The sequence below is a fragment of the Pseudomonas sp. JUb52 genome, assembly GCF_004341115.1.
GTDB lineage: Bacteria > Pseudomonadota > Gammaproteobacteria > Pseudomonadales > Pseudomonadaceae > Chryseomonas > Chryseomonas oryzihabitans.
In genome coordinates, this window is record NZ_SLYS01000001.1 from 43,641 (window position 1) to 56,812 (window position 13,172).

Genomic DNA, 13,172 nt, shown 5'->3' on the forward strand with positions numbered 1-13,172 from the left:
CATAAAGACAGCCCTGGATACTCCGCCCCGTACAACAATGACGGGGTAGGGCGATGACGGCGTGGGTACGACGGATCAGGATCGGACGGACCGGCTGGCTGCTGGGCCTGGCCCTGTTGCTGGCACTGGGGATGACCCAGGGCCTGCGCAGCAGCCACCTGGACAGCCAGCTGCTGTTCTGGCTCGGCCAGCAGTGGCAGAGCGAACCCCATACGTCCCTGGAACTCGGTCGCTACCGGGTGGCGGTGGAGGCCAAGCCGGTGGCCGGCGTCACCGAGAACCTGTCCGACCTCAGCTATGACCCGGAGCGGGATCGCCTCTGGGCGGTGGTCAACAATCCGCCGGAGTTGCTGGCCCTGAGCCGGGACGGCGAGTTGCTGCAACGCCATCGGCTGGAAGGCGTCGACGACGTCGAAGGCGTGACCTATCTGGGTAACGACCGCCTGCTGCTGGCGGAAGAGGGCGCCAACGCCCTGACCCTGGTGGGCATCCCCGAGGGCGACGACGTGCTCCGGCGCAAGGACTACCGCAGCCTGACCCTTGATCTCTTCCCCCGCGCCAACCAGGGCTTCGAAGGCCTGGACTACGACGCCGCCCGCGATCGCCTGTTCGTGGTCAAGGAACACTCGCCGCGCAAGCTCTATGAAATCCGTGGCCTGCTCAGGAGCTTCGACGGCGACTTCGCCCTGCGCATCATCGATCGCCAGGCCTGGCTGGACCAGGCACCCCGCACCGGCGACCTGTCCGCGGTCCATGTCGATCGCCGCACCGGCCACCTGCTGCTGCTCAGCGACGAATCGCGGGTGCTGATCGAGCTCGACGACCAGGGCCATACCCTGGATACCCGTTCACTGGTGGCGCCCTTCGGCGGCCTGTCACGGCGGATCCGCCAGCCCGAAGGCGTCACCCTGGATACGGCCGGCAACCTCTATGTGGTCAGCGAACCTAACCTGTTCTATCGCTACCAGAAGCGCTGATCAGACGCCGCCCAGTCGCTCCAGCACGGCGGGGGTGTCCTGGGCGCCCATGGCGCGGGCCACGCTCAGCGCCGTGTTGCCGGCGGCGTCCCGGGCCTTGGGGTCGGCGCCGCGGGCGACCAGCAATTCCACCATCTGCACGTGATTGAACATGGCCGCCATCATCAGCGCGGTCTTGCCGTCGGGCATGGCGCCTTCCACGGCGGCGCCGTGCTCCAGCAGCAGTTCGGCCATCGGCAGGTTGTTCTTGAAGGCTGCGCCGGCCAGGGGCGACTGGCCCATGTCGTTGGCGAGGTTCGGGTCGGCCTGGTGCTCCAGGAGCACGCGACTGGCCTCCAGGTGACCGTGGTAGCTGGCCAGCATCAGCAGGCTGTCGCCCTTGTGATTGCGCAGATTGGGCGTCAGCCCCTTTTCCAGTACCAGGGCCAGCACCTCGGCATTGCCGGTGCGCGCGAGGTTGAACACCTCGGTGGCGAATTCCTGGGCTTCTTCATCGGTCATGCGCTGAGGACCGTCTGCGGTCATGGGGTTCTCCTGGGCTAAAGGCGGGCGGGACCCTCGGGGTCCCGGACGATAGGAGGGCAGACCCGAACGGCAGGAGGGAGTTCTCCTGCGGCGGCGAAACAAGGCCGCCGCAAAAGCGTGAGTCGGTTATAAAACGTCGCGAGCGGTTGTCAGACAGGTGTGTGCGGCGCGCAGGAATCGGAGTGTACGAGTAGTACATGAGGATTCCGAGCACCGCACGTGCCTGTATGGCGGACGCGCAGTAGTTTTATAAGCGGCTCTCAGCCGAAGGTCGCGTGGGTCTCGGCGTAGGCCTGCAATTCCGCCACGCTGTAGTTGCCGACCATCAGCACCGGACCATGGGCCGTGCCGATCTGCGTCGGCAGGGTGTCCAGAAAGCCGCCGGTAGGGGTCACGCCGAGGTTGGTGTACTCGGCGGCCGGCAGATGGAATTCGGCGATCAGGCGCGCCGCTTCGGCGATTCCGGCGGCGACGCTAAGCGGATGCAGGGCCGCTCCCAGTGAATTGACCTGGCCGCCGTTGTCGCCGTTGAACAGGTGGCCGACCTTGGCCGCCGCCTGGCTCAGGTCGTGCTGGTCGGCCTGGGCACCGATCAAAAACAGCGAGCCATAGTGCGGCAGGCTGCCGCCACCCTCGGCCTGGCTGACGAAGCTGGGCGCGAAGGGCTGCTCGCCGCGGATGTCGGAGCTGTAGTTGGCCACCGGATCGCCCAGGGTAACCACATTGACGAAATTGCCCCCGTGACCGACCGCCTGAGCATCGCGGGGAATGCCCGAAGCCTCGAAGCTGATGCCGCCGAGACCGGTCTGCTGGGCGACGTAGGCCGCCGAGATGCCACCCAGGGAGTGGCCGGTGACAAAGATGTCCTGGGTGCCATAGCCCTGCTTGGCCGCCGCCTCGATCACCTGGTGGGCGAAGTCCAGCGACTGCCGCTGGGCGCTGGAGACCTGCTGGCCGAGGATCTGCAGATCGCTCAGCAGGCCACCCGCGGTGGACAGGGGATCGATCAGCAGATTCTCGCCTCTGGTGGTGCCGGCATAGGTAATGAGCACCTGGTTCTCGGCGGTGATCCAGGTATGGGCCGTGGCGCCGTTGAGCGAGTTGTGCAGCGTCAGCTGCTGGCCATCGACCAGGAACGGCCGCATGCCGTCGGGCGTGCCACCCAGCACGTACTCGCTGATGGCGCCGTTGAGGAATTCGCTGACGGTGGGGGTGCTGGCCGAGTGGGTCTGCGCCAGCGGCGTGGCCGCGGCGCCTTTCAGCGTGTGCAGGTAGGTGAAGTTGCCGAGGCTGACGATGTCGCTGTTGTCGAGCAGGCCATCGCCGGCCCAGAGGGAGGATTTCTTGGACATGACGGCACCTTTGTTATTGTCGTGAGGTGGACGTGGTGGCCAGGGCTCTCCACGCCAGAACCGTGGCAGGTGCCTGGAAAGAGCCCGCGAAACCATCCTAGGACGGGCTCTGGCACGCGGCAAACCGGGAACCCGGGGGTCATTTCCGGACGCCCCGGGTCCGGGTTGGGGCCGCTTCCTCCCAGAGCGGGACGAGCCTGCGGCAGTCCGGCTTCCTTGGTCGACCCGCCGCGGGTTCGGGCTACACTGGGGGTCGACTCGACCCAAGAGGCTCCCATGACCGCCATCCGCCTGCCGTCCATCGACCGCCTGCTGCGCCATCCCGCTTCGCGTCCGCTGGAGGAGCGCCATGGTCGCGAGCAGGTCCTCGGCGGCTATCGCTCGCTGCTGGACGATCTGCGCGAGGCCCTGAGGGCCGGCACCCTGACCGCCGTGGAGGTGGAGGAGGGCGTGCTGGCCGGTCGCCTGGGCGAGCGCCTGGCGTTGCACAGCCAGCCGCGGGTGCGGCGGGTGTTCAACCTCACCGGCACGGTTCTGCACACCAACCTGGGGCGGGCGCTGCTGGCGGAAGAGGCGATCGCCGCGGTAGCCGAGGCCGCGCGTCGGCCGATGAATTTGGAATTCGACCTGACCACCGGCAAGCGCGGCGATCGCGACGACCTGGTCGCCGATCTGGTACGCGAACTCACCGGCGCCGAGGCGGTGACCGTGGTCAACAACAACGCCGCGGCGGTCCTGCTGGCCCTGCATGCCCTAGGTGCGCGCAAGGAGGGCGTGCTGTCCCGCGGCGAGCTGATCGAGATCGGTGGCGCCTTTCGCATCCCCGACATCATGGCCCGCGCCGGGGTCAAGCTGGTGGAGGTGGGCACCACCAACCGCACCCATGCCCGCGACTACGAAGCCGCCATCGGCCCGCGCACCGCGCTACTGATGCGGGTGCACACCAGCAACTACAGCGTCCAGGGCTTTACCGCCAGCGTGGCCACGGCGGAGCTGGCCGCCATCGCCCGCGCCCATAACGTCCCTCTGCTGGAAGACCTGGGCAGCGGTACCCTGGTGGACCTGACCCGCTGGGGGCTGCCCGCCGAACCCACGGTGCAGCAGGCCCTGCGCGATGGCGCCGACCTGGTGACCTTCAGTGGCGACAAGTTGCTCGGCGGTCCCCAATGCGGCCTCATCGTCGGTCGCCGCGACCTCATCGAGCGCATCAAGAAGAATCCGCTCAAGCGAGCGCTGCGGGTCGACAAGCTGACCCTGGCCGCCCTGGAGGCGACCCTGGCGCTCTATCGCGATCCGGATCGACTGGCCGAACGGTTGCCCAGCCTCAGGCTGCTGTCGCGCCCGGCCGCGGCCATCACCACCCAGGCCGAGCGGTTGCTGCCGGCCTTCGCCGCCGTGCTGGGCGCGACCTACGCGGTCAGCGTGGAGCCGGCGCTGGGCATGATCGGCAGTGGCGCCCAGCCGGTGGCACGCCTGCCCGGCGCGGCGCTGTGCTGTCGCCCCCAGGTCAGCAAGCGCCTGCGTGGGCGTGCCTTGCGGCAATTGGAAGAAGGCCTGCGCCAGCTACCCATCCCGGTGGTGGGGCGTATCGACGCCGATGCGCTCTGGCTGGACCTGCGCCAGCTCGACGACGAAGCCGCCTTTCTCGCGCAATTGCCAGCGCTGCTGCTGCCGGAAATTCGCTAAGAGCCTGTTCAAAGGCTCGCGAGCTAGAGCCAAACTAGGCCTCGGCGGCCCCGCGAAAAGACCTGAGGAAGCGGATCGGACTCGTGCTCGACCGGGCTCGCGTGCGAGTTTACGAGTGGTAAATGAGCATTGCGACGGGGCCGCCTAGGGGGGCTGGCGACCCAGGGTCTTTTCAACGCCGTTTGGCCGACGCGCAGCAGCCTTTGAACAGGCTCTAACGAACGACCCAGCGCTGCCGAGCCCAGTTGCTCAGCAGATCCACGCCCAGTACCAGCACCAGCATGCCGAGGATCACGGTGGCGGCCTGGGCCTGCTGAAACAGGCTCAGGCTGAAGTACAGTTGCTGCCCCAGGCCGCCGGCACCGACGAAGCCAAGGATGCTGGCCATGCGGATGTTGTTTTCCCAGCGATAGAGCAGGTAGGCCAGCAACTGCGGCCAGACCGTCGGCAGGGTGCCGTAGAGAAAGGCCGCCAGCGTGCCGCCGCCGGCCAGGCGAATGGCCTCGGCGGGCGCCTTGGGGGTGTTTTCCAGGGCTTCGGCGAACAGCCGGCCGAGTACCCCGGCGGTGTGCAGGGCCAGGGCCAGGGTGCCGGCGTTGGGTCCCAATCCGGCGGCCAGCACCATCAGCGCCGCCCAGACCAGTTCGGGCACGGCGCGCAGGGCGTTGAGCAGCAGCCGCGCCAGGGCCAGGGCGCCCAGGCCAAGGCGACCGGCCGCCGGCAGCGCCAGCAGGATGCCGAGCAGTCCGGCGAGCAGGGTACCCAGGGCCGACATGGCCAGGGTTTCCACCGCGCCGTGGGCCACGGCCGATAGCTGGGCGAGGGAGAAATCCGGCTTGAGAAAATCGGCGAGGAAGTTGCCCATCTGCGCCAGGGCGCGAGCGCTCAGCAATTCGCCGAAGGCGGTGCCCAGGTAGCTGGCGGACGCCGCCAGGGCAGCGCCCATGGCCAGCACGGTCAGAGCGCCACGGCCCCGGCCCTGACCACGCTCCACCTGGCGCAGCAGGCGACTGAGCACATCGGCCAGGAGCACCAGCACCAGGAAGGTCAGCAGCAGGCTGGCCACCTCGCCACCGGCGAACATGCGCAGCGACAGATCGACCTGCTGACCGAGTCCACCCGCGCCGACGAAGCCCATCACCACCGAGGCGCGGATGGCGCACTCCCAGCGGTAGACGCTGTAGGAAATCATCTCGCCCGCAGCATTGGGCAGCACGCCATAGACGAAGGCCTGCAGGCGACCGGCGCCCTGCAGCAGCAGGGCCCGCGCCGGGCGCGGATCGACCGACTCGAAGATTTCCGCATAGACCTTGCCCAGCATGCCGCCGTAGGTGATGGCGATGGCCAGCACCCCGGCAGTGGGGCCCAGGCCCACGGCGCGGACGAACAGCAGCGCCCAGACGATCTCCGGCACGCTGCGCAGGACGATCAGCACCCCGCGCACCAGTCCGCGGAGCAGGCGCGGCAGGCGACCGGGACGCCCGCCGCGGGGCAGGGCGGAGATCGACAGCACGCGGGTGGCGAGCAGGGCGGCGGGCAGGGCGATCAGCGCGGCCAGGGCCATCCCCAGGGTGGCGATGGCCAGGGTTTCCAGAGTGGCGCGACCGAGCACGGCGAGAAAGTCGACGTCATGGGCCGGTGGCCAGAAGCCGGCGAGAAAGTTGCCCATGGTGCGGGCGTTGTCGCCGGTGAAGAGGCCCAGCAGGTCGAGTTCCGCCAGGCGCAGCGTCGGCCAGGCCAGCAGCAGGGCCAGCAGGGTGAGCAGCAGACGGGGCCGGGTGGCCGGGTCCTGGTGGGGCGAGGTCAGCATCGTGGCAGGTCGAGCGGTGTCTCGGCCGGGGCCGGTGCGACGGGCGACAGGGTGGTACTCAAGCCCTCGTTGGCATAGAGCGCGGCGAGATCGGCCGGGGTGACCGCGCTGGCGGGCTTGTCCCACAGCAGCCGACCGGCACGCAGGCCGAGGATGCGCGGAAAGCGCTGCAACGCCAATTCGACGTTGTGCAGGCTGGTGACCAGGGTGGTGCCCTGACGCGCCGCGGCGTCGCTCAGCACCTCCAGGGTATGGGCGGCCAGCACCGGGTCCATGGCCGACACGGGTTCGTCGGCGAGTAGCAGCTGGGGTTGCTGATAGAGCGCCCGGGCGATGCCGATGCGCTGCAACTGGCCACCGGACAGCTGATCGCAGGAGGCATAGAGACGGTCGGCGAGATCCAGCGGCGCCAGGGCCGCCACGGCGCCGGCGCGATCCAGCGGATGCACCAGGCTGACCAGGCTGCGCGCCAGCGACCACTGGCCGAGACGGCCGCCGAGCACCGCGGTGATGACGCGCTGGCGCGCTGGCAAGGGCGGCGCCTGGTGGATCAGGCCGATACGGGCGCGCAACAGGCGCCGCGCCCGGTTGCCCAGGGTCCAGGGCTCCTGGCCGAGCAGCTCCAGCTGACCCGCGACCGGCCGCAGCCCGGTGGCCAGCAGGCGCAACAGGCTGGTCTTGCCCGCCCCGGACGGACCGATCAGGGCGACCTGCTCACCCTGTTGCAGGCTGAGGTCGAGATCGGCGAGGGCGGGCGAGCCGTCGGCGTGTACCAGCGTCACGCCCCTGAGGGCGAGACTCACTTGAGCAGGCCGGCCGCCAGGGCGGAAGCCTCGATGCTCTTGTAGTTGTCCGGCGAGGTCGGCACGAAGCGGCTGGCCGCCTGCAGGTCGAGGATCGCCTTGTCGGCCGGCTTGGCCGGATCCAGGTCGAGGAAGGCCTGCTTGATCTTGGCCGCCAGCTGCGGATCCAGATTGCCGCGCACTGTCCAGTTGTAGTCGTAGTAGGCCGGGGTGGTTGCGATGACCCGGACCTTGCTGGTATCGACCTTGCCGGCGTCGACCAGCTTTTTCCACACCGAGGCGTTGAGCACGCCCGCATCGGCCTTGCCCGCGGCGACCCAGGCGACGGTGGCGTCATGGGCGCCGGAATAGGCCACCCGCGAGAAGAATTGCTCGGGGACGATGCCGTCCTGCTGCATGAAGTAGCGCGGCATCAGGCTGCCCGAGGTGGAAGAGACCGAACCGAAGGCGAAGGTCTTGCCCTTGAGGTCCTGCAAGGTCTTCACGGCCGGGTCGGCGGTGATGAATTTGCTGGTGAACTGCTGATCTTCTGCGCGCTGTACCAGGGGCGTCATCGGCGCCTTGCGCTGCGCCTGGACGAAGGTGAAGCCGCCGAACCAGGCCAGGTCCAGGCGATCCGAGGCCATGGCTTCCACCACGCCGGCATAGTCGGACACCGGGACGAATTTCACCGGCATGCCCAGGCGCTGCTCCAGGTATTCACCCAGCGGCTTGAACTTGCGGATCAGCTCGGTGGGCGCCTCGTCGGGAATGGCCGAGACGCGCAGTTCGTCGGCGGCGTGGGAGAGCAGGGAAGTCAGGGACAGGGCCAGGCCTGCTGCCAGGGCCAGCGAGCGCTTGAGCATGGGTTTCTCCGGTTCAATAGCGGAAAAAAAGGGGCTGCAGTATAGGGGGTGGCGCGCTTTTGCGCAGCCGCCACGGCGCCGCAGGCCTTGCGGAGGCTGCGGCGGGGCGGTGGAAAGGCTCTAGGTGGCGGTAGGGCGGACCCAAACAGGCGTTCGAGTCCGCTGCGGTGGCATCAGGGCTGGCCGGCGAGCGCTCAGGTCTCGTCGAAGAAGCGCTCGTTCCAGTCCACCAGCGGTTGCGGAGAATTGAGCTTCTGCCCGTAGATCACCGCGTAGGCCAGCACGTTCTGCACGTACTGGCGCGTCTCGTCGAAGGGAATGGTCTCCACCCAGACATCGAAGGCCAGGTGGCGGGCGCCCGTCAGCCAGCGCTTCACCCGACCCGGGCCGGCATTGTAGGCGGCCGAGGCCAGCACCCGGTTGCCATTGAACTGGGCATGGACCATGGACAAATAGGCGGTCCCCAGCTGGATGTTCTTTTCCGGGGTCAGCGCCTGCTGCGGCGAGGCCAGGGGAATGGCGAACTTGCTGGCGGTATGGCTGGCGGTGGCCGGCATCAGCTGCATCAGCCCCATGGCGCCCACTCCGGAGCGCGCATCGGCCATGAAGCCGCTTTCCTGGCGGGTGATGGCGAACACCCAGCTGCTGTGCAGGCCGCGGGTCTGGGCCTCGCGCACGAAGCTCTCGCGATAGGCGATGGGGAAGCGGATGTCCAGGTCGTCCCAGTACTTGGCCAGGCTGATGGTACGAATCGCTGGGAAGTACCACTGCATGTCGTAGGCCATGCGCGCCTGGGCCACCAGTTCGTCACGGTTGAAGTGACGGCTGACATAGAACCACTCGCGACGGGCATTGATCGGCTCGCCGCGAGCGATGAATTCCAGGGCCCGCTGCACGCCGGGGGTGTTGCGCACCTTGCGCTTGAGGGCGTCGCTGAGCATCAGCGGCTTGTTGTTGAGCTGATAGGGCGCCTTGCTGCGGTCGGCGGCGAGAAAGCCGTAGTAGTCGCGCTCGCGACTGACCTCGGCGTATTCGCGCTGCACCGCCGGACTCTGCGGCTGCATCAGCTCCAGGGTGCGGGCGCGCCAGTATTCCCAGCGATTGGCCTTGGCCAGGCTCGGTGGAAAGCGCTCGATCAGCGCATGGGCATCGCTCCAGCGACCCAGGCGCAAGAGCAGACGGGCGCGCCATTCGCTGACGTCGTCGTCCCGCAGCTCGGGGTCATAGCGCTCCATCAGCGGCAGGGCGCGCGGATCGAAGTTCTTGGCCAGGGTCAGGCCGATCTGGCGGGCGATGGCGACCTTTTCATCGCGGGTGAAGGGCATGCGCTGGCTATAGACGTCGAGCAGGCTCATGGCCTGTTCCGGGTCCTGGCGGGCCAACTTGCGCAGGCCCAGGCCGACCACGTCGGCGAGACTCTCGCTGGCCGGCGCGAAGGCCTGGACATTGGCGATCTGCTGCGGCTTCTGGGCCACGTCGATCAGCCGCTGGGCCTGGCCGGACAGCGTCGGCAGCTGGGCGGACAGGGTGCGCACCAGGCCGTATTCGCCCTTGTCGGCGGCCAGTTTGGCCCGTTCCCAGACCCGCTCCTCGGTGAGCTGGCCGCGCGCTGCCCAGGCCTGGAACAGGCCATCGCAGGTAGTCGGCTGAGCCTTGCCCACCAGCCAGTATTTCTCCGCCAGCTTGAAGCCCTCGCTGGCATTGCCCTGGGCGATCAGGTACTGGCCGTGCAGGCAGTCCAGTTCGGTGAAGTTGAAGTCCGGCGAATAGTATTTCTCGAAGCGATTCCAGTCGCCGCGATCGGCCAGGCTGCGCAGCCAGCGCAGGCGCAGCCAGTTGGATTGCGGCAGATCGCCGTGCTCGGCGAGAAAGGCCTCGATCTCGGCATCGCTGGCGCCGGGGACGCGCTTGATCAGCTCGTCATAGGCCAGGTAGGGCTCCAGCGGATAGGTGCGCAAGTCACCACGATTGGCCAGGTAGACGCTGGCGTCGCCGCGGTCCAGCGCCGCCTTGGCCTGGTCGTAGAGTTGCCGCTGCTGCTCCAGGGGAGCGGCTTGCGAGGTGGTGGAGCCGATCAGGGGAGCGAGGAGCAGGGGCAGGATGACGAACAGGCGACCGCGCATGGGAATTCCGTAAAAGCTGGATGCGGAGGGGGCGGCGCGCGCTGCGCAAGGCAAGCGGCCGACCGTCACGGGGCAGTCTAGCTTACGTGCCGGCGCCAGGCGGCGAAAGCATCGGCCATGGCCTGCCGTCGGGCGGTCCGGGCGTTTCGCCGGCTCGCACCGACCGGCGCCGGGGTAGGCGTCTCTGCTAGACTGGCTGGCCTTTTTCGCGGAGAAACCCATGGCGCTGCTCAAGTTCACCAACGTATCCCTGGCCTTTGGCGTCACCCCCTTGCTGGACGGGGTGTCCTGGCAGATCGAACGGGGCGAGCGGGTATGCATCATCGGCCGCAACGGCACCGGTAAATCCAGCCTGCTGCGCATCGTCAAGGGCGAGCAGCAGGCCGACGACGGCGAGGTCTGGCGCGCCCCGGCGCTGAAGATCGGCGAACTGCCGCAGGAATTGCCGCGCGCCGACGACCGCTCGGTGTTCGACGTGGTGGCCGCGGGCCTGGCCGGCGTCGGCGAGTTGCTCGCCGAGTACCACCACCTGACCCAGGACACCAGCGGCGAACTGGACATGGAGCGGCTCATGCACGTCCAGCAGGAGCTGGAAGCCCGCGACGGCTGGCGCCTGCAGCAATTGGTGGAAAGCACCCTGAGCCGGCTGCAGCTGCCGGCCGAGAAGACTCTCGCCGAACTGTCCGGTGGCTGGCGGCGGCGCGTGCTGCTGGCCCAGGCGCTGGTGGCCGAGCCGGATCTGCTGCTGCTCGACGAACCCACCAACCACCTGGACATCGGCGCCATCGCCTGGCTGGAAGACGCCCTGCGCGGCTATCCCGGCGCCGTGCTGTTCATCACCCACGACCGTGCCTTCCTCCAGGCCCTGGCGACCCGCATCCTCGAACTGGATCGCGGCAACCTGATCGACTGGCAGGGCGACTACGCCAGCTTCCTGGTGCACAAGGAGCAGCAGCTGGCGGCCGAAGAGACCGCCAACGCCCTGTTCGACAAGCGCCTGGCCCAGGAAGAGGTCTGGATCCGCCAGGGCATCAAGGCCCGCCGTACCCGCAACGAAGGTCGGGTCCGCGCGCTCAAGGCCATGCGCAACGAACGCAGCGAGCGCCGCGAACGCCAGGGCAAGGCCAATCTGCTGCTTGAAACGGCCGACAAGTCCGGCAAGCAGGTCATCCTCGCCGAGCACATGAGCTATGCCCATCCCGGCGGCGAGCCGCTGATCCGCGACCTGACCCTGCTGATCCAGCGCGGCGATCGCATCGGCCTGCTCGGCCCCAATGGCTCCGGTAAGACCACCCTGCTCAAGCTGCTGCTGGGTGACCTGCAGCCCACCGCCGGCAAGATCCAGTACGGCACCAAGCTGGAAATCGCCTACTTCGACCAGCTGCGCCTGCAACTGGAACCGGAAAAGACCGTCATCGACAACCTCGCCGAGGGTCGTGAATTCATCACCATCAACGGCCAGGATCGCCATGTGCTGAGCTACCTGGGCGACTTCCTGTTCAGCCCCCAGCGTGCCCGCACGCCGGTCAAGGCGCTGTCGGGCGGCGAGCGCGCGCGCCTGCTGCTGGCCAAGCTGTTCAGCAAGCCGGCAAACCTGCTGGTGCTGGACGAACCCACCAACGACCTCGACGTCGAGACCCTGGAGCTGCTGGAAGAGGTGCTGCTGAGTTTCGAGGGCACCGTACTGATGGTCAGCCACGACCGGGCCTTCCTCGACAACGTGGTGACCAGCACCCTGGTGTTCGAAGGGGAAGGGCGGGTCCGGGAATACGTCGGTGGCTACCAGGACTGGCTGCGCCAGGGCGGCTCGCCGCGCCTGTTGGGCGTGCAGACCCGCGAGGACAGCAAGCCGGCGCCAGCAGCTGCCAAGGCCGAGCCCGCACCCGCGGCGGCCCCGGTGGTCGCCGCAGCCGCACCGGCCAAGCGCAAGCTCAGCTACAAGGAGCAGCGCGAGCTGGACGCCCTGCCGGGCGCCATCGAAACCGCGGAGATCGAGCTGGAGGCCCTGCAGACCGCCATTGCCGATCCGGGCTTCTACCAGCTGCCGAACGAGGTCACCCAGGCCAAGCTCGCCCGCATGGACGCGCTGCAGGCCGAGCTGGATCGCCTCATCGAGCGCTGGGCCGAACTGGAGTAATCCAGCACGGCCGCGGCATCAGGCCTTGTCTTTCTTCAGGGCCACCGCCAGGGTATCGCAGGGTGCGCCGTGCAGCAGGTCGTTGGACGTCGAGCCCAGCAGCAGCGCCAGGCCGTGACGACCATGGCTGCCGACGACGATCAGGTCGCAGCCCTGCTCCTTGGCCATGCGGTGGATCTCCTGGCGCGGCTGCCCATAGGCCAGCACGCAATTGCCGGCCAGCTCGGCGTACTGGGTGGTGAAGCCATCCAGTCGCTCGCGGGCCTGCTCGATCTGCTGCTGCTGCAGCGACGACAGATCCATGGGCACGTCACCGCCAAAGGCCATGGCCATGGGCTCGACCACGTGCACCAGCGACACCTTGCTGCCACAGCACTGACCCAGGGCCACGGCGCGACGGATCACCGGCTGGCAATCTTCGGTCAGGTCGACGGCAACCAATATGTGTTGGTAGGCCATACACATCTCTCCTTCATGATGGGGCGCCAGACCGTACCGTGGCTGACGCTCGATTCGCAGGCTCTGGGCAATGGCGGAAAAGTGCCTGCACTCGGTCATGCGGCGCTGAAAATCAGCTCGGAATGCTCATTTACCCTTCGTAAACTCCGCTTCCTCGCCGATTTTCGCCTTGTCCGACCTTCGTTCGGCGACTTTTCAGCCAAGCCCCGGCCCACTTGTAGTTTCGACTCCAGGAGTCGGGGATAGCTCCACGGCTATCTTGCACAGAAGCGCGCCAAGCTCAAGCGCCCGCCACGCGAACCCCCGGTCGCGCTTTCCCCGTGCGTCCCAATTGACAAGCGCCCGCTTTTGCCAGAAGGTTGTGCGAGCCGTTCAAACGGTTGTATGAATTTTCGCCCCGGCCCGGCCGGTGCCCTCCACAGAACAATATCGAGGCTGGCGATTCTCGGCTTCCA

The 13,172-nt window shown here is 67.9% G+C and carries 10 protein-coding genes, 1 other RNA gene and 1 pseudogene; 3 read left to right on the forward strand and 9 right to left on the reverse strand.

Annotated elements, in window-relative coordinates; genetic code table 11:
- Positions 1-53 precede the first annotated feature (53 nt).
- Entirely contained in the window at positions 54-977 is a 924-nt protein-coding gene (locus tag EC839_RS00205) for an SdiA-regulated domain-containing protein (protein WP_132831722.1), read from the forward strand.
- On the opposite strand, the gene EC839_RS00210 is transcribed toward EC839_RS00205, so the two are convergent.
- The 3 genes from EC839_RS00210 to EC839_RS00220 all read right to left on the reverse strand — a co-directional run bounded on the left by EC839_RS00210 (position 978) and on the right by EC839_RS00220 (position 2,854).
- On the reverse strand, positions 978-1,502 hold the full coding sequence (locus tag EC839_RS00210) for an ankyrin repeat domain-containing protein (protein ID WP_132831723.1): 525 nt from the start codon (positions 1,500-1,502) through the stop codon (positions 978-980).
- Between the two features lie 124 nt (positions 1,503-1,626).
- A non-coding RNA gene (locus EC839_RS00215) (sX9 sRNA) lies at positions 1,627-1,701 on the reverse strand.
- A 61-nt stretch (positions 1,702-1,762) separates the two neighbouring features.
- The gene (locus EC839_RS00220) at positions 1,763-2,854 is read right to left on the reverse strand and encodes a hypothetical protein (RefSeq protein ID WP_132831724.1); all 1,092 of its coding nucleotides are present in this window, start codon (positions 2,852-2,854) and stop codon (positions 1,763-1,765) included.
- Positions 2,855-3,130: 276 nt separating this feature from the next.
- Between EC839_RS00220 and selA the strand changes: the two genes are divergently transcribed.
- The gene (gene selA / locus EC839_RS00225) at positions 3,131-4,540 is read left to right on the forward strand and encodes an L-seryl-tRNA(Sec) selenium transferase (RefSeq protein ID WP_132831725.1); all 1,410 of its coding nucleotides are present in this window, start codon (positions 3,131-3,133) and stop codon (positions 4,538-4,540) included.
- A gap of 214 nt (positions 4,541-4,754) precedes the next feature.
- Here selA and phnE read toward each other — a convergent pair whose 3' ends face one another.
- From phnE to EC839_RS00245, 5 genes and pseudogenes are all read right to left on the reverse strand, one after another.
- Positions 4,755-5,486: a phosphonate ABC transporter, permease protein PhnE gene (phnE, locus tag EC839_RS24440; protein WP_256680910.1), complete on the reverse strand. Its 732-nt coding sequence runs from the start codon at positions 5,484-5,486 to the stop codon at positions 4,755-4,757.
- A 51-nt stretch (positions 5,487-5,537) separates the two neighbouring features.
- Positions 5,538-6,350, reverse strand: a pseudogene (locus EC839_RS24445) (PhnE/PtxC family ABC transporter permease); the annotation flags it as partial.
- Positions 6,344-7,153: a phosphonate ABC transporter ATP-binding protein gene (locus tag EC839_RS00235; protein ID WP_132831727.1), complete on the reverse strand. Its 810-nt coding sequence runs from the start codon at positions 7,151-7,153 to the stop codon at positions 6,344-6,346. The pseudogene EC839_RS24445 and the gene EC839_RS00235, both read right to left, overlap by 7 nt.
- Entirely contained in the window at positions 7,150-7,998 is an 849-nt protein-coding gene (locus EC839_RS00240) for a putative selenate ABC transporter substrate-binding protein (RefSeq protein WP_132831728.1), read from the reverse strand. Before EC839_RS00240 ends, EC839_RS00235 begins: the two co-directional genes overlap by 4 nt.
- Before the next feature lie 194 nt (positions 7,999-8,192).
- Complete coding sequence (locus EC839_RS00245) at positions 8,193-10,121, reverse strand: transglycosylase SLT domain-containing protein (protein ID WP_132831729.1); 1,929 nt, start codon at positions 10,119-10,121, stop codon at positions 8,193-8,195.
- Between the two features lie 220 nt (positions 10,122-10,341).
- Between EC839_RS00245 and EC839_RS00250 the strand changes: the two genes are divergently transcribed.
- Positions 10,342-12,258, forward strand: a complete 1,917-nt coding sequence (locus tag EC839_RS00250; protein WP_132831730.1) for an ATP-binding cassette domain-containing protein — start codon at positions 10,342-10,344, stop codon at positions 12,256-12,258.
- An 18-nt stretch (positions 12,259-12,276) separates the two neighbouring features.
- On the opposite strand, the gene EC839_RS00255 is transcribed toward EC839_RS00250, so the two are convergent.
- A complete protein-coding gene (locus tag EC839_RS00255; RefSeq protein ID WP_007162381.1) occupies positions 12,277-12,717 on the reverse strand; it encodes a universal stress protein in 441 nt (146 codons plus the stop codon).
- Between the last annotated feature and the right edge of the window lie 455 nt (positions 12,718-13,172).

Excerpts from the sequence above, each read along its gene's own strand:
- EC839_RS00205 (WP_132831722.1), top strand. The coding sequence starts at position 54 with ATGACGGCGTGGGTACGACGGATCAGGATCGGACGGACCGGCTGGCTG.
- EC839_RS00210 (WP_132831723.1), bottom strand. The coding sequence starts at position 1,502 with ATGACCGCAGACGGTCCTCAGCGCATGACCGATGAAGAAGCCCAGGAA.
- EC839_RS00220 (WP_132831724.1), bottom strand. The coding sequence starts at position 2,854 with ATGTCCAAGAAATCCTCCCTCTGGGCCGGCGATGGCCTGCTCGACAAC.
- selA (WP_132831725.1), top strand. The coding sequence starts at position 3,131 with ATGACCGCCATCCGCCTGCCGTCCATCGACCGCCTGCTGCGCCATCCC.
- phnE (WP_256680910.1), bottom strand. The coding sequence starts at position 5,486 with ATGGGCGCTGCCCTGGCGGCGTCCGCCAGCTACCTGGGCACCGCCTTC.
- EC839_RS00240 (WP_132831728.1), bottom strand. The coding sequence starts at position 7,998 with ATGCTCAAGCGCTCGCTGGCCCTGGCAGCAGGCCTGGCCCTGTCCCTG.
- EC839_RS00245 (WP_132831729.1), bottom strand. The coding sequence starts at position 10,121 with ATGCGCGGTCGCCTGTTCGTCATCCTGCCCCTGCTCCTCGCTCCCCTG.
- EC839_RS00250 (WP_132831730.1), top strand. The coding sequence starts at position 10,342 with ATGGCGCTGCTCAAGTTCACCAACGTATCCCTGGCCTTTGGCGTCACC.
- EC839_RS00255 (WP_007162381.1), bottom strand. The coding sequence starts at position 12,717 with ATGGCCTACCAACACATATTGGTTGCCGTCGACCTGACCGAAGATTGC.